This is a genomic window from Acidovorax sp. Root219, from assembly GCF_001428665.1.
Classification (GTDB): domain Bacteria; phylum Pseudomonadota; class Gammaproteobacteria; order Burkholderiales; family Burkholderiaceae_C; genus Acidovorax.
The window spans coordinates 211-21471 of sequence record NZ_LMIJ01000018.1 but is presented as its reverse complement, the minus strand read 5'-3'; the positions used below and the strand labels follow the sequence as shown (position 1 = coordinate 21471).

The following is a 21261-nucleotide window of genomic DNA, read 5'->3' as shown; positions in this document are numbered from 1 at the left end:
CGGTTCAGATCTTTTTCCGCCCCAAGCGCTCAAGCGTTGCTTCGTACGCTTGCACCACGTCAGGCCGGTCATCGGCGGCGGCGTCGAATCGGCTGGCTAGAACCGCTGCGTCGGCCTTAGTGCCCAGTTGGCCGATGGCCTTGAAGATCTTCTTCATGAAGGCCGCGTCGCCGCCGATGATGCGCCCCTCAAAGCGCAGCAGGTCCATGATGGGCTCCACCAACTGCGCAGACTTGGTCTTTCCCACCATGTCGAGCAGGTTTTTGTAGAGGTACAGGTGGTTCTCGGAGAAGCCTTCGCGCTCGTTGAAGAAGGCAAGAAACAGGTCGGTGCAGGCCGGGCTGGCGATACCCGACAGGACGCACATGATGATCTCGTGCTCGTTCTTCATCTTGCCGACGTAGAACTCGTCCTGGTAGGTGGGCCGAGCCAGCGCCGTGTAGAAGCACTCGGTCATCGGCGCGATGGTGCGTTCGCCGTACCCACAGAGCACGTGCACCACCAGGTCCGACACATCATCGTCCGGGCGCAGCCCCTTGGCGACCATGGCGTGGAAGGCGCCCTGCGCCGGGTGCGCCAGTGCGCCGCGCAGGGTCGCTGCGTCGCAACGCCGGTCCACCAGACTGGCGAAGGCTTGGCCCAGCAGCGCCAGGTCGGTGATCGCGTAGAGCGCTGGCCAATCATTTTTCGCCATCAGGTCGGCCACGCGGCGCGGCGCCTTGTCGTCCTCTGCGATGGGCTCCCCCCTGGGCCATTCATCCTGCTTCAGCCGCAGGGCGATCTGTTCCTCGCGGTGCTGTGGGTCGGCATAGAAGCGGGTGAACTTTCTGCCTGCCAGCGGCGCCAGGCTGGTGATGGGATTGTCCTGCACGTCCAGGTCCACCACGGCCGGGCATGCGGCCAACGGGGACAGATCGGTGATCTGGTTGCGGCTCAGCTGCAGCGAGGCCAGGCCGGGGTAGCTCTGCACAAAGCCCAGGTCCGCGATGCCGTTGCCCGACAGAAACAGCGCCTCGAGTTGCGGCAGGTCCAGCCCCGCAGGAAAAGCCGCCAGCTTGTTATCGTACAGAAACAGGTGGCTCAACACCTTGAAGCCGTTGAGCGCATCGAAGTTGGAGAACTTGCAATTGTCGATGATCAGCGTCTGCAGGCGGGGCAGCGCCCGCAGCGCCTCCAGGTTCGTGAATTTCAGCCCCTCCAGCTCCAGCTTGCACAGGCTGGTGATGTGGGCGATGCGCGCCAGGTCCAAGGGCTCTTTCATCTTGCTGCGGTCCAGCTTCAGTTCGAGCACATCGTCGCAGTCGGCAATCTGGTCCAGGTCCTCACTGGTGAAGCGCTCCAGGCGCAGGCCCCTGGAGTGGTTGAGTACGTTGGCGCGGGAGTGGAGCCAGTCGGTCCACTTGGATTTGAGCTTGGACATAGTGTTGGGGCTGGGATGTACGTGATGGGGTGGGCAAAGGTGCGGATTGCCTTGGCGCGGTGCCTGACCCCGCATGCGGGAACGGCTTTTGCGCAGTTTTTCCGGCATCACCCACAGTGCACTGGTGGCGAGCTTCACGGATCATAAGACGCGCCCTCGCAGGCGCACTGGACGGATTGTCCAGTGGCGCTGTCACCCATAGATAGCCGAGGTCTAGCCGCCTGCCGCAGCTTTCGGTGAATATGACATGGGCAGCCGCTTGCGATAACGAGGTGCGGTGACTTGGATCAGCCTAGTCTGGTTTGGTGATAGATCATGTCCGGTGCACGCCGCGGCATGCACCCGCGCTTGGGAGGGCGCACGCCCCGCGCATTCAGCCCTTCGGTTCCTATCTTGACTGCAGGGAAGTCCGAGCGGCATTGCGCGTCCGCGCCTGCTTACAGCCAAGGCGAGAAAGCGTAAGACTGTATCCAATTCATCGCCAAATGCTGGTTATGTGCGCATGAGCTTGGCGAGCGTTACCAGCGTGCTGCTGACGTGCTCGCGGACCACCGCTTCGATCAATTCCGGGCGCTTGCGGCGCAGCGCGTCGATGATGAAGCCGTGCTCCTCGCGGCTCGGCCTGGGCTTGTAGGTCGACTGCAGCCACAGCCGCATATGGGGCTCGATGCACACGTGCAGCGCCGCAATCTGTGCCACCAGCCGCGGACGGGCGCTCAAGCCGCACAGGTACAGGTGGAAGTCACGGTGCTCGGTGACCCATGCGGAAAGATCTTCTGCGCACCGGTCCATGGCGTCCAGCCGTCGCTCCAGTTCATCGAGGTCTGCAGGGCCGATCCGGTCCAGAGCAGCGGTTGCTGCCAGACCTTCGAGCACCGCACGCATTTCGAACACCTCGATCGCCTCCTGGTGGTTCAGGCCGCGCACCACCGCACCGCGGTTGGGGCGGATGGTCAGCAGTTCTTGCGTCGCAAGGCGCCGGAACGCTTCGCGCACCGGCATTCGGCTCATCCCCAGTTGCGATGCAATCTCCTCGGGCACCAAGCGGTCGCCCGCCTTGAACTGGCCCATGCGGATTCCGTTGAGAAGGAAGCGATAGGCTTCTTCCTCGGCCGTTGCGGGGCTGGAAAAGGGTGTGAGCATGATGGCCATTCACTTTGATTGGATACACGAATATACTTTGGGGCATGCAGCCCCTTGACTGGTCGTTCCCCTATGCCTCGCAAAAGATGCCACTGCTCGCGGCCAATGCCGTGAGCGCCAGCCAGCCTTTGGCGGCGCAGGCAGGATTGAGCATGTTGTACCAGGGGGGCAACGCCATCGATAGCGCGCTTGCCTGCGCTATTGCGCTGACGGTGGTCGAACCCGTCATGAACGGCATCGGCGGCGACATGTTCGTGCTGGTGTGGCATGAAGGCAGGTTGCATGGTTTGAACTCCAGCGGAGGCGCGCCCTCGCTCTGGACGCCGCAGTATTTTGACGGGCATGACAAGATGCCGGAGAAGGGCTGGGGTTCGGTGACCGTGCCGGGCCAGGTTGCGGGTTGGAAGGCGCTGTCCGATCGCTTTGGCAAGCTGCCCTTTGCGCGCCTGTTCGAACCGGCTATTCGGTACGCGCAAGAAGGCTTCATGGTGTCGCCGCAAATTGCGAGGCAGTGGGCCAACCAGGTTCCACGGCTCATCGACCAACCGGGATTTCGCGAAGCGTTCACCTTGGATGGGCGCGCCCCCCGCGCCGGTGAGATTTGGCGCTTTCCGGCACAAGCCAGGACGCTCGAGCAGATTGCCGAGAGCGGCGGCGAGAGTTTCTACCGGGGCGAACTTGCCGAGCGGATCGAAGCGTTTGCCAGGCAGTGCGGCGGTGCGCTGCGCGCAACCGATCTCGCGGCGCACCGGGCCGAATGGGTCGAGCCCATTGCGCAGTCGTTTCGCGGCTATACGCTGCACGAGATTCCGCCCAATGGCCAAGGGATCGCGGCACTGATGGCTTTGGGAATGCTGGACCACTTCGACCTGGCAGGGATGGGGGTAGACAGTGCCGACTACTACCACGTTGGCCTGGAGGCGATGAAGCTGGCCTTTGCCGACCTCAACAAGTACGTTGCCGATGCCCCTGCCATGTCGCCCGTCTCGGCTGCGCACTTGCTCGACGCTGCGTATCTGGCAGAGCGCGCGAAGCTCATCGACATGAAGCGTGCGGCCAACCCAGGCCCCGGCATGCCAAAGACCGGCGGCACGGTCTATCTCGCGTCAGCGGATGCGGCAGGCACCATGGTCTCTTACATCCAGTCGAACTACCACGGCTTTGGCTCCGGCGTGGTCGTTCCAGGCACCGGCATCAGTTTGCACAATCGCGGCGAAGACTTCAGCCTGGTCCCGGGCCATCCGAATATCGTCGCTCCAGGCAAGCGGCCATTGCACACCATCATCCCGGGTTTCATTACGCGCGATGGCGCACCCGTGATGGCGATGGGTGTCATGGGTGGATCGATGCAGGCACAAGGGCATGTACAGATGGTGATGCGGCTTGCCAGCTTCGGACAAAACCCGCAAGCGATGAGCGATGCTCCGCGGTTTCGCGTGGAGCCCGGCCCCACGGTCACGCTGGAATCGCATGTGCCTGGCGATGTGCCGGACGCCCTGCGCGCCCGCGGACACAAGGTCACCGTCGCGCAGCGCCAAAGCCTGGACTTCGGATCAGCCCAGCTGATCTACAAGGCAGAGCATGGGTACGTCGCGGCTTCCGACTCGCGTCGGGACGGACAGGCCGTTGGCTTTTAGCGTGAGCGGCCAAGGCGCATCCCCCTTGCTGGCAAATCTGTCTTGATCGACGACGCCATGGCGTCTCCTTAACGCACTGAAATTCCTTTCCCCTCAACTGCAACAGCGCAACAAGCCAGGAGACACCCACAATGAAGCGACGAATCTTTTCCGCAGCAGCGGCAGCCTCAGCACTCTCACTGGGTTTGCCAGCATCTGGGCAAGACCGCACACTGAAGCTCATTGTCGGGTTTGCGCCCGGTGGCTCATCCGACCAACTGACCAGAATTCTGGCCGACAAGCTGCGCGCTTCGCTGGGGCAAAACGTCGTCGTTGAAAACAAGCCGGGCGCATCGGGACGGGTGTCCATGGCGGAGCTCAAGCGATTGCCGCCGGATGGGCAGACACTGGTCATGGCCACCAGTGGCACGCTGGTGGTGGCTCCCTGGCTTTATCCCAATCTGCCGTACGATTCCGTAAAGGACTTCACGCCGATCGCGCGCGCCGCGAGCTTCGACTTTGCGCTCACCATTGGCCCTGCGGGCCCCCAACGCGATATCAAACATGTGTTGGCATGGATGAAAGCGAACCCCGACAAGGCGAACTTTGCCACGTCGGGCGCCGGCACACTGGGCCACTTCACGGGCGTGCTGCTTTCGCAGACCACCGGCGTCAATCTCACGCACATACCCTACAAGGGGGGTGCACCCGCGGCGCAAGATTTGGTAGCCGGGCTGCTGCCCATGATGGTGGACACAGCTTCTGAAACCCTGGAGCATCACAAGGCGGGCAGGGTGCGGATTGTCGCGGTGACTGGTCAAGAGCGCTCCAGCGCCTTGCCCGACGTGCCCACCCTGAAGGAAGCGGGGATCAACATGACTGCGGATGGGTACTTCGCTCTGTACGGCCCTGCGGGGATGCAGCCGGCCGTCGTGCAGCGCATCGAACGGGCCGTAGCCGAGGCGCTTCGCGCCCAGGATGCGCGGGACAAGATTGCCGCACTGGGGCTGATGCCCGATTACCTGGATTCAGCGGGGCTCAAGAAGCTGCAAGCCGAGCAGCTCAAACGCTGGGAACAGCCGGTGAAGGCCTCAGGCTTCAAGCCAGACTGATTGCAGGCGCCGGTCCGGGGGGCCAAACACCCCCCCATCGTGGTATTGAAGTATCGAACGTGGCTGAGCTGTGCAGATGCGTGCGCTGCCATGCACGCCAATCAGTTGAATCGCCCTTGCGCAGCGCAGGCCACCAGCCCGTCGACGATGTAGCGCACGCGGGGGCTGAGGTGCGCGCGTTGGGGCCAGATGGCGTGGATGTCGATCTGGCTGCCGGCGTACTGGTGCAGCACCAGGCGCAGGCGGCCGTCACCCACCTGGTCGCGCACCATCGATATGGGCAACTGGGCCAGCCCCAGGCCTTGCAGGGCGGCATCGACCATGGCCTCGCCGTCGCTGATCTGGTGCGTGGCCGGGGGCGTGATGCGCTTTTCTACCCCCTGGTCCCTGACGAACCAGACCATGGGCGGCCCGCGCAGGGCGCCCACGACGCAGCGGTGCCCGGCAATCTCGGCGAGGTGGGTGGGCTCGCCATGCTCGCGCAGGTAGCCTGGCGAGGCGCAGATCACACGCGGTTGGGTGGCCAGCCGGCGTGCGACCAGGTGGCCCGTGTCCTTCAGTGCGCCAAAGCGGATGGCGATGTCCACGTCGTCTGCCAGCAGGTCGCTGGTGGCGTCGGTGAAGGTCAGGCTCAGCTGCAGGCCGGGGTGGGGGCGGGCGATCTGCACCAGGGCCGGCAGCACCACGCGGCGCCCGAAGGCGACCGGCATGTCGATGTGCACCCGGCCCTTGAGCACCGGGTTGCCAGATGACAGCGTTGCCTGCGCGGCGGTGATCTCTTGCATGGCCGAGGTGCAGGCTGCAAGATAGGCCTCGCCATCGGCGGTGAGGCGTGTCAGCCGGGTGGTGCGGTGGAACAGCTTGGCGCCCAGGCGGTCCTCCAGCCGGGCGATGGACTTGCCCACCGCAGATTTGGTGAGGCCCAGGCGATCGGCGGCCTGCGTGAAGTTGTCGCTGTGGGCTGTGGTGACGAAGACCGTGATGCCGGCCAGAGGGTCGAGGTCTTGCATAGTAGATTGGGGTTCTACTCTGAGGGTAGAACGGGGTGACAATGGCAAAGTGGTTCTACTTTAGCATTGGGTCAGCAGTCTGAAGCGCCGCTCTTGGCCTTGAGGTTTTGCATTGAATCGATGTGAAGGAGCGGCACATGCCCGTCGTACGAGTGAGCTGGTTTGAAGGCAAGGACCACGCGCAAAAGCAGAAGGTGGCAGCGGAGATCACGCAGAGCATCGTGCGCAACACGGCCACCGACCCGAACTACATCTATGTGATTTTTGAAGACGTGAAGCCTGCGGACTGGGCGGGCGCAGGCAAACTGTTCGGCGCGCCTGCGCAAGGCACTGCCGGTTGAATGCAGCGGTGAAAGCCGGACGTTGAAGGAGCAGCCATGGCGACAGGGATGATGAAGGCGGTGGTCATGCACGCGCCGGGCGGGCCAGAGGTGCTGCGGGTGGAGCAGCGCCCCATCCCGCACGCGGGCCCAGGCCAGGTGCTGGTGCGCGTAGAAGCCTTCGGGCTGAACCGCTCGGAGCTGTTTACCCGGCAGGGGCACTCGCCTGGGGTCGCGTTCCCCCGCGTGCTGGGCATCGAGGCCGTTGGCACCGTGGCGCAGGCACCCGGGGGCGAGTTTGCGCAGGGGCAGATGGTGGCCACCGTCATGGGTGGCATGGGCCGGGCATTCGACGGGGGCTATGCGCAGTACACCGTGGTGCCCGCGGGCCAGGTGCGGGCGTTCACGTCGCCGCTGCCATGGGACACGCTGGGCGCGCTGCCGGAAATGCTGCAAACCGCCTGGGGTGCGCTGCTCCGCGGCCTGCGGCTGCGCGAGGGAGACCGGCTGCTGATTCGTGGCGGCACGACGTCGGTGGGCCTGGCGGCGGCCGCAATGGCCCGCGCCCACGGTGCGCAGGTGGCATCGACATCACGGCAGGCCCAGTCCAGGGCCCTGGTCGAAGCGGCCGGGGCGCAGCATTTCATCGCGGACGATGGCGCCATCGCCAACAAGGTTCAGGCCCTGTGGCCGGGCGGCGCCGACAAGGTGCTCGAACTGGTGGGCACCAGCACATTGAAAGACTCCCTGCGCGCAACCCGCGAGCCGGGCACCGTGTGCATGGCGGGCATGGTGGGCGACCAATGGTCGTTGGCCGACTTTGCGCCCATGGATGCCATTCCCACCGGCGTATCCCTGACCACGTATTCCGGCGACGTCTCGGACTTCATGGGCATGCCACTGCAAAAGCTTTTTGATGGCGTTGCCGCCGGTACGCTGCCGGTGTCGATTGGGCGCGTGTTCAGCATCGACCAGATCGCTGAGGCCCACCGCGTGATGCAAGCCAACGAGGCGCAGGGCAAGATCGTCGTGCTGACGCGCTGAGGGCGTCTGAAAAAACTCTTCTGGCGTTCTGGCTGCGTCCTGTCGTTCTGCCTGCGACGCAAGGCCTTTTCTTTTCGCTGCAAGGTCGGCGAAAAGAGCCTTTCAAGCCTCCAGCGCGGTAGCGCCCATCCCGCAACGCCTGGCATCCAATCGGGTGACAGGCGTCACGTTCGGCGTGCAAAAAAAGCAGCGCAACCGGATGGTCCACGGCGAGAATAATTCCGGGCAGGCAGTCCGCGATCACCGTGTGCTGCCTGACCATCCTCGACAACTGCGAACCATACAACAAGGAGAAGATCGCATGTACTGGACACAACGAGTTACGCCACCCAAGGCGCTCAAGGCCCTCATGGCCTCTGCCACGCTCATGGGCCTGGCCGCCTGTGGCGGCGGTGGTGGTGACGACCCCGTCGCTACACCCTATGGCCTGGGCGGCACGGTGAGCGGCGTGCCCAGCGGCAAGCCTGTGCTGCTGAGCAGCGGCAGTGGGGAGGACCTGACCGTGGCCGCCGATGGCAGCTTCACCTTCACCAAGCCGCTGGCGGATGGCGCGAGGTATTCGGTCGCCGTCAAGACGGCACCCCAAGGCTCGGGCTGCGTGGTGCGCAATGGCTCCGGCACCGTGGCCGGCGCTGCGGTGAACACGGTGGCGGTGCGCTGCGTGCCCCTGGCCACCCTGTCGGATGGCGCATGGGAGCAGGACCGGTGCCAGCCACCGGCCAGTGGCAGCAGCGGCGTGCGCGAGCTGTGGAGCCTGTCGACCAACGCGACCAGCGGCCAGGTCACGGTCGGTGTGGGCACGGTGACCTACGGCAACGCGCAATGCGATGGCGTAGGTGTCGCCGCCACGGGTGCCTTGAGCCGTACCTTCTGGTTCCAGCCGGAACGCACCGAGGCCGGCGCAGGCCTGGCGGCCTTCTGGGGCAAGCGCCAGACCTTCCCGGGTGGGCTGTTGAACCCTGCGGTCTTCACCCCCGTGGTGCTGGTGCGCAAGGCCAACAACCTGTGCCTGCTGGAAGACACCGCCGTGCCATCGGCCTTCCCCAACGCTGCCAGCCTGGACACTGCCGTGAGCGCGGCGATTGCTGGCGGGCAGTGCTACACCCCGCGCTAAGGTAGAACGCGCGTGTGCTTGCCGGCCGTGGGTGCCGGCAGGTGAACCGCGCGGCATGGAATTGGCCCTGCGTGTGCAGACGCGGGCCACGCCTACCGCGCTTCGATGACCTCTTTGGCACGCCGCGCGAGGGCGTCCATCCCGAAAGGCTTGGTCATGACGTGCATGCCGGGCTCCAGATGGCTGGCGTCCAGTGCGGACTGTGCGTAGCCGGTCACGAACAGCACCTTGAGCCCGGGGCGCTGGCTGCGCGCGGCGTCGGCCACCTGGCGGCCGTTCATGCCGCCGGGCAGGCCCACATCGGTGATGAGCAGATCGATGGGGCGGTCCGAGCGCAGCCAGTGCATGGCTTCGGTGCCGTCGCCGGCCTCCAGCGTGGCGTAGCCCAGGTCCTGCATGACCTCCACGATCAGCATGCGCAGTGACGCTTCGTCGTCCACCACCAGCACGGTCTGGCCCTGGTCGGCACGCGGCGGTGCGGCCGGGCGTTGCTCGGGCGGCGCCTGCTCTGGCATGCGCTCGCTGCGCGGCAGATCGATGCACACCGTAGTGCCCACACCCACCGTCGACTCGATGCTGACGCGCCCGCCGGACTGCTTGGCAAAGCCATACACCATCGACAGACCCAGGCCCGTGCCCATGCCCAGCGGCTTGGTGGTGAAGAAGGGGTCGAAGGCCCTGGCCGCCACCTCGGGCGGCATGCCGGTGCCGTTGTCGCGCACGCACAGGGACACATAGCTGCCGGGCGTGAGGTCTGCGGCCTGGGCCGCGCGCGCATCCAGGGTGCGGTTGCCGGTCTCGATGACCATGCGCCCGCCCTCGGGCATGGCATCGCGCGCGTTGATGCACAAATTGAGCAAGGCACTTTCGAGCTGGCCGGCATCCACATGCACGTTCCACAGGCCGGGCGCAGCGATGACCTCGACATGGATCTCGGGGCCGACCGTGCGGCGCAGCAGCTCCTCCATGCCGCGCACGAGCTGGTTGAGCGCCAGGGTCTTGGGCTCCAGCGTCTGGCGGCGCGAGAAGGCCAGCAGGCGGTGGGTGAGCGATGCGGCGCGCTTGGCTGCACCCTGCGCCATGCCGATGTAGCGCTCCATGTCGGGGGTGAGGTTGGCGCCGCCGCGCCGGCGCAGCAGCTCCAGCGCGCCGGTGATGGAGCCCAGCAGGTTGTTGAAGTCGTGCGCCAGACCGCCGGTGAGCTGGCCAACGGCTTCGAGCTTCTGGCTTTGGCGCAGCTGCTCCTTGGCCGCCTCCAGCTCTGCGGCGCGCTCTTCGACCTGGCGCTCCAGCGAAGCGGCAAACGCCTGCAGCGCGATCTGCGCCTCGCGCCGGCCCAGCACGGAGCGCAGGCGGTCGCCGACCTCGCGCACGAAGTCCACCTCGTCATCGGTCCAGACACGGGGCTGGCTGTGGTTGAGGTACAGCAGCCCGACAAAATTGCCCTGCTCGCGCAGCGGCATGTTGAGCACGGCACGGGCCGATATGGCCTCCAGCGCGTGCGCGTTGCCCTGGGTGCGCGGGTCTTCGCGGGCGTCGGCGAAAGCCACGGTGATACCGCGCGCCAGGTCGTCGATGTAGGAGCCGTAGTCGCGAAACTGCAGCACCCCCGCAAGGGTCTGCACGCCGGGCGCGTTCCAGTCGCGTTCGATGGTGATGGTCTCGGCGGTCTTGTCCACCACCCCATAGCCTGCGCGGTCCACGTTGAAGTGGTGCGCCAGGGTTTGCGCCGCGGCATAGCCGATCTCGACCACGTCGTCCATGTCGCGGATGCGGTCGCTCAGCTGCACCAGGGCCAGCTGCCGCTCTTGCGCTTGCACGATGGCTGCGTCTGCCTGCTGCAGGCGGCGCTCTGCCACGCCCAGGGTGCGCCGGCTGGCCGCTTCCTTGAGTGCGCGGTCCAGCACGAAGGGCAGGCGTTCCAGCCGGTTCTTGCTCACGTAGTCGGTGGCGCCGCGCTTGAGCAGCTCGACCGCGTTGTCTTCGCCGATCACGCCGGAGACAAAGATGAAGGGTACGTCGGGGGCGTGCCTGCGCACCAGCTCCAGGGCCGCACCGCCTGAAAAGCCGGGCAGCTCGAAATCGGACAGGACCACGTCGAAGCGCGTTTGCCCCAGCGCCTGGGTGAAGCTCGGGCCATCGCTCACGAGGGTGATGTCCGCGGCGGGCAGCGCGCTCTTGAGCGCTTCGGCGAGCAGTTCGGCGTCGAAGCGGGAGTCTTCCAGTACCAGCACGCGCAGGTGCGTCGTCGAGTCCATGGCAGGCAGCTGGCTACAGGGGCTCGCCACGGCGGCTGGCTTTGGAGGAGCCCGGTGGCGGCTCGTTGAGCACGGCCCAGAACACGCCCAGGTCGCCGATGGCAGAGACGAAGCGGTCGAAGGCCACCGGCTTGACGACGTAGGCGTTGACGCCCAGCTCATAGCTCTTGACGACGTCGTTTTCTTCCTGGGACGAGGTCAGCATCACCACCGGCAGGCTGCGCAGCGCCGGGTCGGCGCGCACGGCCTGCAGCACCTCCAGCCCATTGACCTTGGGCAGCTTGAGGTCCAGCAGGACCACGGCCGGGTTGCCCGCATCGCGCCCCGCAAAGTCGCCTTCGCGCCGCAGGTAGTCCAGGGCCTGCGCGCCGTCGCGCATGATCACGACCTCGTTGGCCAACTGGCTGCGCTCCAGCGCAATGAGGGTGAGTTCCAGATCACGCTTGTCGTCTTCGACCAGCAAAATGGGCTTTAGCATCAAAGGCTCCTGAGGGAGGGGGTGTTCCTGGATGGAGAGGGGGCGTCTGCCGCCGCGGCGGGCGCCACGCGCGGCAATATAAAGCCAAAGCGGGCGCCCTGGTCCGGCGTGCCTGAACCCCAGACGGTGCCGCCGTGGCGCTCGACGATGCGCTTGACGATGGCCAGGCCGATGCCCGTGCCCTCGAACTCGTCGGCCTGGTGCAGGCGCTGGAACACGCCGAACAGCTTGTTGGCGTACTCCATGTTGAAGCCCACGCCGTTGTCCTCGACCTCGATGCCGTCGCCCTCGGGCCTGCGCAGCGCGCGCACGCTGATGCGCGCGGGGTCACGGCCACGCGAGTATTTGAGCGCGTTGCTCAGAAAGTTGCGCGTGGCCACCTGCAGCAGCAGCGGGTCGCCAAAGAGTTCGGGGTAGCTGGGCTCCAGCGCCCATTGCACATTGCGCCCGGGCTCCTGGCGCGACAGCTCGCGCACCAGCTCCTGCAGCAGCACCTGCATGTCGACCGGGCGCTGCTTGAGCGCGGCCCGCCCCATGCGCGAAAAATCCAGCAGCGCATCGACCAACTGGCCCGCGTAGGCGGCCGCGTCCTTGACGTTGCCCAGGTAGCGCAGGGCCCGTTCGGACAGCGCCTTTTTCTCCAGGTCGACCACCAGGTCCACATAGCCCGCAATGTGGCGCATGGGCGCGCGCAGGTCGTGCGACACGGTGTACGAGAAGGCTTCGAGCTCCTTGTTCACCCGCGTCAGCTCGTGGGCCACTTCCTCGAACTCTTCTGCGCGGCGCAGCACGATGCCGATGAGGGCCTGGCGCAGCTCGCCTGCCACGGCCACTTCCGCAGCCGACCAGGGCAGGCAGGCGCCGCGGATGCTTTCCTGCCAGCTGTCGAAGCTGCGCCGGGGGTGGATGCGGCCGTCTGCGGCCACCTGGTTCTTGCGCGGGTTGCCGGCCCAGGTGACGGTTTTGACGATCTCGGGCCGAAACCACAGGATCACGTGGCGGTGCACCTGGGAGATGGACACGGCCAGCACCCCGGCCGCCACGTCCTTGAAGCCCTGTGCCGGCGCATGGTCCTGCGCCAGCTGGTGGCTGTGGAACACCTCTGCACCCAGCCCCTCGATCCAGTTGGCCAGGTCCATGACGGCCTGCTGCGGTGGCACCTCGCCCACGCTCCAGACCTCGTCGTCGCGCACCACCGCCACGCCGCTGGCGCGGGCAAACCGCAGCATGGCAGGTACCTGTGCCAGCAGGCTCAGCGTGCCATCGCTGTCGGACAGGTGCGAGACGATCTCCAGCGTGAGCTGGCGCAAGGCCAGTTGCTCTGCCACCTGGCCGGTCGCCTCCTTGGACTGGATCTGCAGGGCCAGCAATTGGCCCAGGTGCTCGCAGGCCAGCCGCGTGGCCACGCCGACGTGGCGCGGCGCATGGCCATGGCAGGACACCAGCCCCCACAGCCTGCCCTCGATGACGATGGAGACCGACATGGACGACAGCGTGCCCATGTTGCGCATGTACTCCAGGTGCACTGGCGATACGCTGCGCAGCTGCGCCTGGGACAGGTCGATGTCCGAGGGCTGCAGTGCTGCGCCGTGGATGCGCAGCGGCACCGGCGTGTAGTTGGCGTCGGCAATCAGGCGAAACTGGTTGAGCACGTACAGTGCACGCGCCTGCAGGGGAATGTCGTCCGCCGGAAAGTGGTGGCCGGCATAGCTGTCGTAGCCCGGGTCCACGTCCTCGGCCAGCACCTGGCCGTGGCCCGCGTCGTCGAAGCGGTAGACCATGCACCGCCCGAAGCCTGTCAGGCGCTTCATTTCGGTGGCGGCCAGCTGGGCAAGCTGCTCGATGGAGCTTGCGGCCTGCAGGCGCGGCAGAAAGATGCGGGTGAGCGAGTAGATGGGGGCCCCGTTGCCATCGGCAGGCGCGGCGGGCTCGAACTCGGCCAGCAGGTGCCGGTCCGTGCAGTGGGCTGATACGTCCCACCGCTCGCCGGCCTGCGCTGCCCACACCCCCAGGGACACTGGCACCGCCCCAGGGGGATTGGCTGGCAGCGCGCTGCTTGTCAGGTGGGCCAGTGCCGCCTGCAGGCTGCCGTCGGGCCAGTTGTCGCTGTAGGCAAGCAGTTGCCGCGTGGACGCATCGAGCACCAGCAAGCGGCCGTGGGGCTGAATGGCCCCAGGCACACGGATGGGCTCTGTGTGACAGGAGAAAAGATCAGGGTCAGCGGTGGGCGGCAGGCCTGGGTTTGACGTCATGAACAAAGGTAGAACGGCCTGCGGCCGTGCGCAGGACAACGTGCATGATGTCCTGGATTTCAGGCCATGCATGTCAGAAGTTTCCTATAAAAACGGCCCGGCGCTCAGCCCTGCGCCCGCGCGCGCGCCAGCTCGTTGCCCACCGCCGCGTTCAGCGTCTCCAGGTCGAAAGGCTTCTTGAGCACCGATTGCACGCCCACGAGTTTTTCGACCTCGGCCATGTCGGCGTAGCCCGTGGCCATCAGCACCGGGATGCCGGGGTAGATCTGCCGCGCGGCGGTGATGAACTCGGCGCCGTTCATGCCGGGCATGAGGTAGTCGGCCATCAGCAGGTCGGGCATGCGCCGGCGCAGCTCGCGCAGGCCGCTCTCGCCGTCGCTGGCTTCGCGCACGCTGTAGCTGAGCAGCCGCAGCCCTTCGGCGATGCCCTGGCGCACGGCGTCGTCGTCTTCCACCACCAGCACTTCGGTGCGGGCCTTGGCATGCCCCGTGCCGTTGCGGTCGGCGGCTGCGGTGCTGCCGTCGCCGTCGCCCGAGGCGTCGTGGGCCTGTGCGAAGCGCAGCGTGAGGGTGGTGCCCTCGCCCTCGGTGCTGTGCATCTCCACGCTGCCGCCGGACTGGTTGGCAAAGCCGTAGACCTGGCTGAGTCCCAGGCCCGTGCCTTCGCCGTCGCCCTTGGTGGTGAAGAAGGGGTCGAACACCTTGGCCTGCAGGGCCTCGGGGATGCCGCAGCCAGTGTCCTGCACGCTGATGTGCACCTGGCGGCTGCCATCTGCCGCGCAGGGCAGGGCGGTGCGGATGGTCAGGGTGCCGCCGTCGGGCATGGCATCGCGTGAGTTGACGGCCATGTTCAGCAGGGCCATCTCCAACTGGGCGCCGTCGAGCAGGGCCCACGCCTGGCCGTCGCAGATGTCGATGCGGACCTGCACCTTGGAGCCCACCGACACCTCGATCAGCTCGCGCAGGTTGAGCACCATGGCGTTCACGTCGTGCAGCCGGGGCAGCAGGCTTTGCGCGCGCGCAAACGACAGCAGCTGGGCGGTGAGGCGTGCGCCGCGGTCCACCGAATCCTTGGCGCGGCGTGCGTAGTCGGCCAGGCGCTTTTCGGTGGCCAGGCGCATGATGAACTGCAGGTTCAGGTTGACCGCGTGCAGCAGGTTGTTGAAGTCGTGCGCAATGCCGCCGGTGAGCCGGCCAATGGCTTCGAGCTTCTGGCCCTGCACCACCTTGGACTGCATGCGCTCGCGGTCGGCGATCTCGCGCATCAGCCGGTCGTTGGCGTTCGCCAGGTCGCTGGTGCGCGCGGCGATGCGGCTTTCGAGCCCGGCGTTGAGCCGCTCCACCGTCTGTTTCGCGGTCTCCAGGTCGGACAGGTGCCGCCGCGTGGCGTACTGCCGATTGCGCGCCCGCAGTGCCGAGCGCACCGCGCTCACCAGCGTCTCGGGGTTGACCGGGCGCTCCAGAATGACCAGGTTACCGAGCTCGTGCAGTGAGGCGGTGGCGCGCAGCGACCGGCGGCTGGCCTGGCGCGTGGCCAGCACGACAAACGGAAAATCCGACCACGCGGGCTGGCGCGCCAGGTACTGGCGCAGCGATTCGCCCAGGCCCCCCGCCAGCACTTCCTCGGTGAGAATGGCGGCGGCAGCCGCAACCTCCAGCTCGGCCAACAGCGCGGCCGCGTCGGGGCAGACCACGCATTGCACGCCATCGCCGCACACCACCGATGCGATGACCTTGGCGTCGCGCCCGTGGGGCGCCAGAATGAGGACACGGCTCTCCATGCGGTGCCCGGTCATGCGCGCGAATGCGCGTTGTCGCTGTCGCCCAGCAGGGGCTGGCGGCCCGTGTACTGCGCAGCGCCGACCAGGATGCCGTGGAAGTCGGACAGGGGCTTGCCGATCTCGACCCCGTTGGCGCCCAGGCGGAACTCGCGGATGGTGGTCTGGTGCGCCGTGGTGCGGCTCTTGATGACCGAGATGGCCTTGAGCACCTCGCCGCGCGCCTCAAAGAAGCGGTACTGCACCATGGCATCGCTCAGGTAGCTCAGGTCGATGTCGGCCCTCATCTCGCCCACGGTGCCGTGCAGCGACAGGATGATGAGCGTGACCACGCCCTTGAGGTTCAGGTACGACAGCAGCTCGTGCATCTGCAGCAGCAGGTACTGCCCGCCGGGCATGGCCTGCATGTAGGAGTTGAGGCTGTCGAGCACCACCATCTTCACCCCGTCGACTTCGACCGCATTGCGCACGGCCTGGGCGAACTGGCCGGGTGATACCTCGGCCGGGTCGAAAGAGCGGATCAGCAGCTGGCCCGATGCGATGAAGGGGTCGATGTCGAGCCCCAGGGCCAGCGAGCGCTGGCGCAGCGAGTTGAGGCCTTCGTCGAAGAGGTAGAACGCCACCTTGTCGCCGCGCCGCATGGCGGCCACCGCGCAGCTGGTGGCGGTGGTGGTCTTGCCCACGCCGGCCGGGCCGGCCAGCAGCAGGTTGCTGCCGGGCGACAGGCCGCCGCCCAGCATTTCATCGAAGGCCGCCGTGCCGGTGGGGATGGGCGCGTCGTCGAAGCTGCCGCCATGCTCGCCCGCCGACAGGCGCGGAAAGACCACCAGGCCCCCGCGGTCCAGATCGAAGTCGTGGTCGCCGCTGCGGAATTTGACCCCGCGCAGCTTGACCACGCGCAGCTGGCGCTTGTCGGGCCCGTAGGTGTTGGCGTTCTGGTTCAAATGCACCACGCCATGCGCAATGCTGTGCAGTTGCTGGTCGCCTTCGCCCGAGGTCTTGTCGTCGAGCATGAGCACGGTGCAGCCCATCTGCGCGAAGAAGCGCTTCAGAGCGAGTATCTGGCGCCGGTAGCGCAGGGGGCTCTGGGCCAGCAGGCGCAGCTCGGACAGGCTGTCGAATGCCACGCGCTGGGGCTTGAGCTCACCCACCAGCTTCATCACCTCGCGGGTGGTCTCGCCCAGCTCGAACTCGGAGGGGTGCAATATGGTCTGCTCGGCGTCTTCGCTCAACCCTTCGTCACTCACCAGGTCGAAGACCTTGATGCCGTCGAGCGACCAGCCGTGGGACTGGGCGACCTGCTCCAGCTCCTCCGAGGTTTCGGACAGGGTGACGTACAGCCCCCGCTCGCCCTTCTCGCGCCCCTCGATCAGGAACTGCAGCGCCAGCGTGGTCTTGCCGGTGCCGGGGCTGCCTTCGACCAGGTAGAGGTGCCGCGTGGGCAGGCCGCCGGCCAGCACGTCGTCGAGCCCGGCAATGCCGGTGCGTGCGATGCCTTGCGTGGCGGGTGCGGTTGCGATAGGGGTGCTGAGGGTGCTTGTCAAATGGATCCTTTCTGTGGCCCGCCCCCGCTGGGGGTGGGGCCCGTGCAGCGCATGCATTCCCTGTGGGACAAGGCCAGTCGCGGTAAGGAGCGGCCCGTTGCGCAGATGTATCCAATTTTGAATGGGCGGTGTCGAAACGAAAGTCAGCCCACTTCGGCAGACCAAGGAAGGGCGGGTCCTACAGGGACCCCCTGCGCTGCGGTTGTAGCGCGCACAGGGTGGACGCGGGTAACAGCGGTGTTCATGAACGGTTGGCCAGGGGGTTTTCCTACAGAGGCCCTTCGGCGCTGCCAAGAAACTGGTTGCACCGTTTCAAGTTGACCGATGATCTACCGCTTTCACATTGCACCCATCGACGCGCCCGATGCCTCGTCCCCGGGCGAGAGGCCGCCGGGCCCCGGCGAACTGCTGCAGGCATACACCCGCCTGAGCGATGCGCTGGGGCAGTTTCTTCAATCCGTGCCGCGCATGGGCATGTCACTCACCGCCGCCGAGCACGGCGAGCAGGGGCTGGAGATCTGGCTGGACAGCCAGCTCGACGCCCAGAGCGTTCACAACCTCGTGGCATCGTTTCTGCGGGACATGCACCGTGCCACGCCGGGCTTGCAGCTTGCCCTGCGGCAGCGTGTGGCACAGTGAGCCAGTGGTCCGTTGCACCATGCGTGCGTTGCAGTTCGTTGCAAACACTGCAGCCACATGGGGTGTACAGGCAGCCGGAGGTGGGGGAAGTGCGGGGCCGGCGCAGGCTGCTGGCTACCCTGTGCGGCGCTGTCTTTGCGCCAGGAATATCCGGCCATACGGCGTGACCGAGTCGACGACGACATGCGGCTCGGGGCTGGCACATGCCACCACCTTGCCCTCGACCAGATTCGCCCGCGCGAGGGCTTGGTAGGCCTCGATGTCGGATCGTTCAACAAGCCGCAAGGGCATGGATTCCAGGGTCAGCCGTCGCAGAAAGATCAGGTCCATGCGGTGTCAGGGTGCGCGCAGCAATGCGCCAGAGTGTCTACTCCCTACAGGGTAAGCGCGTTGGCCGGTTTGGCAAGTGCCTGCATGTAAGGTGCCGTTACACCAAGCAGGCGTTGGTCAGCACCACCGCCATGCCGCCGCCGCTACCCCAACCGCACCTCAAACCGGCTGCCATCGCGCACGGCCAGCCCCCGGTAGCCCGCCAGGCGCGCCACAGAAAGTGCCCGCACCCAGCGCTGCAGCGCCACCAGGTCGTGGGCCGACACATCTTCGGGCTCCACGCGCTCCAGGGCGTCGATGGTGTGCATGGTGGCGGCAATGTCGTCGGGGCTGCCGAACTGGTGCTCCAGGGCGACGGCAAAGCGCACCTCTGCAGCGGTGCGTTCGGCCTGCGCAAGGCCGGGGTAGTCGCACAGGGCGACGGTGTAGGTGGCGTCCAGAACATCCATGGTCAATCTCCAAAATACTGTATGAATTTACAGTATTTCTGCGGCGCGCGGGCAGAAGATTGTGCGGCCGGGCCAAATAGTGACTGTGCTGGCGGGGCTGCTATGGATTTGCGAGCGCGGTTCGCTCAGGCGGGCGTTGGAGCCCAGGCCCCTCGTGCCGCGTGCGCCCCTGGCATCCCTCGGAGCGAGGAGAATGGTGCTTTAGACAATGAGGTCCCTGTGAGCCCAACCCATCCCCATGCCGAACTCATTGCCTGTTTCAAAAGGGCGCAGGCTGATGCTGCGCACAAGTTCGGGCTCATCCAGGCGGCTGCGAAGAAAGGGCCTGGCGCTATTCAAGCGGCTGCAGACACCGCAGCCAAGGCCGCGAAGCGCCGGGATTCGTACGCGCAGAAGCTCAAAGCCCTGGGGGTGGACCTGCAGGATTGAGTGAGGCACGGGCTGGCTCGACCCGCTGAAACGACAACGCCAGAGGTGTTTTGTGAGCCACGCTAGTGCTTTGGCAGCCCGTACCGCGCGGCACGGTCTTGCAGGCGCTGCTGTTCGCGCAGCAGCACCTTGCTCACCTTGCGCAGGTTGGCGATCTGGGCCTCGATCGCCGTGCGCTTGTCGGCCATCAGGCGGGCGCCCTTGGCGCAGTCGATGCTTTTGGCGCGCATGGCATCGAGCACCTGGCGAATCTCCTGCAGTGAGAAGCCCAGCGACTGCAGTTGCTGCAGCAGGGCCGCGTCCCTGGCGGCCGACTCGGGGTAGTCGCGGTAGTTGTTCTGGCCGCGTTGCACGCCGACGAGCAGCCCCTCGCGTTCGTAAAAACGCAGCGCGTGGCGGCCCAGGCCGGTGCGGCTTTCCAGCTCCGATATGCGCATCGAATTTCCCTTGACTGTAGACCTTGCGCTACAGATTAGCATGGCTTTTTTGAAGAGGGCACACCATGCATTTGCTGGTCGAAAAGACGGTCTCCATCCATCGGCCTGTGCAGGCGGTGTTTGGCTACATATCGAACATGGAGCAGTTTGGCGAGTGGTTCCCGGGCGTCATCGCGATCGAATCGCTCGGCGCGCTTGCCCATGGACAGCCGGGCAAGGAGTACCTTGAAACCGTGGTCGTGCCGCTCAGGGGGCGCCGGCAGGTCACCCTGCAGGTGCGCGAAGCCCGGGCCCCCGGGTTCTTTGCCACCGAGGGGCGGTTGCTGCCGCTGCTGCCGCGCATGGAGATCTCCCTGCATGCCACGGCGCCGCAGTCCTGCGAACTCACCTGGCGCATGTTCAGCCGAAGCCGCAGCCTTGCCGTCCGCTGCCTGCTGCTCCCGCTGGCCAGGCGGGTCATGCGGCAACGGGCAGGCCGGGGCCTGGCGGCTTTGAAGGTGCGCATGGAGGGGGGTGCCGGTACCTGAACACGGGTGGAACCCGTGCGCTGCGTACTTCGGTAACTTCCGGGCAGTCGGATCGAATTCAGTGGTACGGCGGGGCCGGGGTGAATCGGACACCCATATCGGCGCTTGTGGACATCTCCAGTTCGCTGACGATGGGCGCTTTTCCGCTTCGCTCAGTCGCCTTCTTGGGTGATCGAGGGCATGGGCGTGAGCAGCTAGACTTTCGTTGTCGGCCAAAAGCGGTGCGGCACATCGTCGGTGGCGACGCCGTCTTCATGAAAAGGATCTTCAAGGCCATCGGCCAACTGGGCAGCAAGGCCGACGCCGCTGTGCTGGCCAGCCGGTTCGATGCCGCCGCCGAAGATCGGCCGGATGTGCTGCAAGCGTTTGAGGCGGCGCTGGCGCGTTTGGAAAAGAAGAAGGTGTGATGCCCGGATCGAGAAGGACGGCTTTGGGCCCAGATCGGTCTATCACCTTGCCATGTGGATCGGCCATTCGCAGTCGTTCGGTTAAAGCCCCGTCCCGCAAGGCAAACACGGCCAATGTCGAACACTTCGCATCTCAGGGGGCATCGCTCCGCTGAAGCCCAGTTTGAAAATCGCGAGCGGGACTTTGGGGTGTGATGGAGGATAATTGGGCTCTTATAACTGTGGCTTATGGAATCACGAGGAAAAAAACGTGCTGTTAACTGATATCGCCGTCGAGCACACGCTGGCGTCTAAAAATGGAGGACCTCGTGAGACGCTTTTTTGCATCCCTTTACGAATACTCAACGGGATTCTCTGGGTAAATTCGAGATCGTACGTAGCGTGCGTAAGCTTGGGGATAAAGAAGTGAAGTGCTCAACATTCGTTTCGTTTCAGCATTTGGCGGAGTTATATGCAAAGGGGGTGCTCGAAGAATTCGGGTTTTCCGTTCGCATGTGTGCTGCAGGTGGCAAGCACCCCGGTACGAATCCCGTAAAAAAAATACTCCCAACCAGTATCAAACCTGGCTCCACGTTCGACCTGGCGGTTCAAGGCATCGATATTTCAAAACCAGCTACCCGCGAATTGAGAACAGCGTTGCTTCGCACTGACGTCAAGCTTTAAGGGCACCTGTGAATCAATCTGTTGCCGATTTCGAAATCATCGCCACTTTCAAGCGCGCAGAGGCTGATGCTGCTCACAAGTCCGGATTGATCAAAGCTGCTGCAAAAAAGGGGCCGAAGGCCATCCAAGCAGCCGTTGACGCAGCTGCAAAGGCGGCAAAACGGCGGGACACGTACGCAAAGAAGCTGGATGCCTTGAGCGTGAGTCTCAAGGACTGAGAGGCTGAGAATCTTTCGTCCAGGCCCGCCTTGCACGCCAAAACACCCCGGCTCGTCGAAAGCAAATGCTCGC

The 21261-nt window shown here is 65.6% G+C and carries 20 protein-coding genes; 9 read left to right on the top strand and 11 right to left on the bottom strand.

Going from position 1 to position 21261, the window contains the following annotated elements; genetic code table 11:
* Positions 1 to 4: 4 nt before the first annotated feature.
* Both ASE28_RS19420 and ASE28_RS19415 read right to left on the bottom strand, forming a co-directional pair.
* Positions 5 to 1420 carry a leucine-rich repeat domain-containing protein gene (locus ASE28_RS19420; RefSeq protein WP_057268105.1) on the bottom strand — a complete coding sequence of 472 codons (1416 nt, stop codon included), beginning with the start codon at positions 1418 to 1420 and terminating at the stop codon, positions 5 to 7.
* A gap of 492 nt (positions 1421 to 1912) precedes the next feature.
* Positions 1913 to 2572, bottom strand: a complete 660-nt coding sequence (locus ASE28_RS19415) for a GntR family transcriptional regulator (protein ID WP_057268104.1) — start codon at positions 2570 to 2572, stop codon at positions 1913 to 1915.
* Positions 2573 to 2607: 35 nt separating this feature from the next.
* Between ASE28_RS19415 and ggt the strand changes: the two genes are divergently transcribed.
* Positions 2608 to 4200: a gamma-glutamyltransferase gene (gene ggt, locus ASE28_RS19410; protein ID WP_082608159.1), complete on the top strand. Its 1593-nt coding sequence runs from the start codon at positions 2608 to 2610 to the stop codon at positions 4198 to 4200.
* Positions 4201 to 4331: 131 nt separating this feature from the next.
* Positions 4332 to 5291 (top strand): tripartite tricarboxylate transporter substrate binding protein, encoded by a 960-nt coding sequence (locus ASE28_RS19405; RefSeq protein WP_057268103.1) that lies wholly within the window; start codon positions 4332 to 4334, stop codon positions 5289 to 5291.
* Positions 5292 to 5392: 101 nt separating this feature from the next.
* Here ASE28_RS19405 and ASE28_RS19400 read toward each other — a convergent pair whose 3' ends face one another.
* Positions 5393 to 6301: a LysR family transcriptional regulator gene (locus ASE28_RS19400; protein ID WP_057268102.1), complete on the bottom strand. Its 909-nt coding sequence runs from the start codon at positions 6299 to 6301 to the stop codon at positions 5393 to 5395.
* 137 nt (positions 6302 to 6438) lie between these two features.
* On the opposite strand from ASE28_RS19400, the gene ASE28_RS19395 reads away from it, so the two are divergent.
* From ASE28_RS19395 to ASE28_RS19385, 3 genes are all read left to right on the top strand, one after another.
* Complete coding sequence (locus ASE28_RS19395) at positions 6439 to 6642, top strand: 4-oxalocrotonate tautomerase family protein (protein ID WP_057268101.1); 204 nt, start codon at positions 6439 to 6441, stop codon at positions 6640 to 6642.
* 36 nt (positions 6643 to 6678) lie between these two features.
* Entirely contained in the window at positions 6679 to 7665 is a 987-nt protein-coding gene (locus ASE28_RS19390; RefSeq protein WP_057268100.1) for a zinc-binding alcohol dehydrogenase family protein, read from the top strand.
* Between the two features lie 301 nt (positions 7666 to 7966).
* Positions 7967 to 8779 (top strand): hypothetical protein, encoded by an 813-nt coding sequence (locus ASE28_RS19385; protein ID WP_157422047.1) that lies wholly within the window; start codon positions 7967 to 7969, stop codon positions 8777 to 8779.
* A 92-nt stretch (positions 8780 to 8871) separates the two neighbouring features.
* On the opposite strand, the gene ASE28_RS19380 is transcribed toward ASE28_RS19385, so the two are convergent.
* The 5 genes from ASE28_RS19380 to ASE28_RS19360 form a co-directional block, all read right to left on the bottom strand.
* Entirely contained in the window at positions 8872 to 11037 is a 2166-nt protein-coding gene (locus ASE28_RS19380) for a response regulator (protein ID WP_057268098.1), read from the bottom strand.
* A 13-nt stretch (positions 11038 to 11050) separates the two neighbouring features.
* Positions 11051 to 11515: a response regulator gene (locus tag ASE28_RS19375; RefSeq protein WP_057268097.1), complete on the bottom strand. Its 465-nt coding sequence runs from the start codon at positions 11513 to 11515 to the stop codon at positions 11051 to 11053.
* Positions 11515 to 13767, bottom strand: coding sequence for an ATP-binding protein (locus ASE28_RS19370; protein ID WP_057268115.1), 2253 nt, complete (start codon positions 13765 to 13767; stop codon positions 11515 to 11517). The genes ASE28_RS19375 and ASE28_RS19370 overlap by 1 nt, the downstream gene beginning before the upstream one ends.
* Before the next feature lie 104 nt (positions 13768 to 13871).
* A complete protein-coding gene (locus tag ASE28_RS19365; RefSeq protein ID WP_057268096.1) occupies positions 13872 to 15548 on the bottom strand; it encodes a response regulator in 1677 nt (558 codons plus the stop codon).
* Positions 15549 to 15559: 11 nt separating this feature from the next.
* On the bottom strand, positions 15560 to 17089 hold the full coding sequence (locus ASE28_RS19360) for an ATPase domain-containing protein (protein ID WP_057268095.1): 1530 nt from the start codon (positions 17087 to 17089) through the stop codon (positions 15560 to 15562).
* A 324-nt stretch (positions 17090 to 17413) separates the two neighbouring features.
* On the opposite strand from ASE28_RS19360, the gene ASE28_RS19355 reads away from it, so the two are divergent.
* Complete coding sequence (locus ASE28_RS19355) at positions 17414 to 17728, top strand: hypothetical protein (RefSeq protein WP_057268094.1); 315 nt, start codon at positions 17414 to 17416, stop codon at positions 17726 to 17728.
* Positions 17729 to 17842: 114 nt separating this feature from the next.
* Here ASE28_RS19355 and ASE28_RS19350 read toward each other — a convergent pair whose 3' ends face one another.
* From ASE28_RS19350 to ASE28_RS19335, 3 genes are all read right to left on the bottom strand, one after another.
* Positions 17843 to 18058, bottom strand: a complete 216-nt coding sequence (locus tag ASE28_RS19350; protein ID WP_057268093.1) for a hypothetical protein — start codon at positions 18056 to 18058, stop codon at positions 17843 to 17845.
* Positions 18059 to 18201: 143 nt separating this feature from the next.
* Entirely contained in the window at positions 18202 to 18507 is a 306-nt protein-coding gene (locus ASE28_RS19345; protein WP_057202823.1) for a hypothetical protein, read from the bottom strand.
* Between the two features lie 491 nt (positions 18508 to 18998).
* Complete coding sequence (locus tag ASE28_RS19335) at positions 18999 to 19373, bottom strand: MerR family transcriptional regulator (RefSeq protein WP_057268092.1); 375 nt, start codon at positions 19371 to 19373, stop codon at positions 18999 to 19001.
* 65 nt (positions 19374 to 19438) lie between these two features.
* Here ASE28_RS19335 and ASE28_RS19330 point away from each other — a divergent pair, with 65 nt between their 5' ends.
* From ASE28_RS19330 to ASE28_RS31555, 3 genes are all read left to right on the top strand, one after another.
* On the top strand, positions 19439 to 19900 hold the full coding sequence (locus ASE28_RS19330) for an SRPBCC family protein (RefSeq protein ID WP_057268091.1): 462 nt from the start codon (positions 19439 to 19441) through the stop codon (positions 19898 to 19900).
* Positions 19901 to 20007: 107 nt separating this feature from the next.
* Positions 20008 to 20307: a hypothetical protein gene (locus ASE28_RS32180; protein WP_157422046.1), complete on the top strand. Its 300-nt coding sequence runs from the start codon at positions 20008 to 20010 to the stop codon at positions 20305 to 20307.
* A 671-nt stretch (positions 20308 to 20978) separates the two neighbouring features.
* The gene (locus ASE28_RS31555; protein WP_082608157.1) at positions 20979 to 21188 is read left to right on the top strand and encodes a hypothetical protein; all 210 of its coding nucleotides are present in this window, start codon (positions 20979 to 20981) and stop codon (positions 21186 to 21188) included.
* Positions 21189 to 21261: the final 73 nt, after the last annotated feature.

Bases quoted from the DNA above. Each gene is read 5' to 3' on its own strand.
- ASE28_RS19420 (WP_057268105.1), bottom strand. From the start codon at position 1,420: ATGTCCAAGCTCAAATCCAAGTGGACCGACTGGCTCCACTCCCGCGCC.
- ASE28_RS19415 (WP_057268104.1), bottom strand. From the start codon at position 2,572: ATGGCCATCATGCTCACACCCTTTTCCAGCCCCGCAACGGCCGAGGAA.
- ggt (WP_082608159.1), top strand. From the start codon at position 2,608: ATGCAGCCCCTTGACTGGTCGTTCCCCTATGCCTCGCAAAAGATGCCA.
- ASE28_RS19405 (WP_057268103.1), top strand. From the start codon at position 4,332: ATGAAGCGACGAATCTTTTCCGCAGCAGCGGCAGCCTCAGCACTCTCA.
- ASE28_RS19400 (WP_057268102.1), bottom strand. From the start codon at position 6,301: ATGCAAGACCTCGACCCTCTGGCCGGCATCACGGTCTTCGTCACCACA.
- ASE28_RS19395 (WP_057268101.1), top strand. From the start codon at position 6,439: ATGCCCGTCGTACGAGTGAGCTGGTTTGAAGGCAAGGACCACGCGCAA.
- ASE28_RS19390 (WP_057268100.1), top strand. From the start codon at position 6,679: ATGGCGACAGGGATGATGAAGGCGGTGGTCATGCACGCGCCGGGCGGG.
- ASE28_RS19385 (WP_157422047.1), top strand. From the start codon at position 7,967: ATGTACTGGACACAACGAGTTACGCCACCCAAGGCGCTCAAGGCCCTC.
- ASE28_RS19380 (WP_057268098.1), bottom strand. From the start codon at position 11,037: ATGGACTCGACGACGCACCTGCGCGTGCTGGTACTGGAAGACTCCCGC.
- ASE28_RS19375 (WP_057268097.1), bottom strand. From the start codon at position 11,515: ATGCTAAAGCCCATTTTGCTGGTCGAAGACGACAAGCGTGATCTGGAA.
- ASE28_RS19370 (WP_057268115.1), bottom strand. From the start codon at position 13,767: ATGACGTCAAACCCAGGCCTGCCGCCCACCGCTGACCCTGATCTTTTC.
- ASE28_RS19365 (WP_057268096.1), bottom strand. From the start codon at position 15,548: ATGGAGAGCCGTGTCCTCATTCTGGCGCCCCACGGGCGCGACGCCAAG.
- ASE28_RS19355 (WP_057268094.1), top strand. From the start codon at position 17,414: ATGATCTACCGCTTTCACATTGCACCCATCGACGCGCCCGATGCCTCG.
- ASE28_RS19350 (WP_057268093.1), bottom strand. From the start codon at position 18,058: ATGGACCTGATCTTTCTGCGACGGCTGACCCTGGAATCCATGCCCTTG.
- ASE28_RS19345 (WP_057202823.1), bottom strand. From the start codon at position 18,507: ATGGATGTTCTGGACGCCACCTACACCGTCGCCCTGTGCGACTACCCC.
- ASE28_RS19335 (WP_057268092.1), bottom strand. From the start codon at position 19,373: ATGCGCATATCGGAGCTGGAAAGCCGCACCGGCCTGGGCCGCCACGCG.
- ASE28_RS19330 (WP_057268091.1), top strand. From the start codon at position 19,439: ATGCATTTGCTGGTCGAAAAGACGGTCTCCATCCATCGGCCTGTGCAG.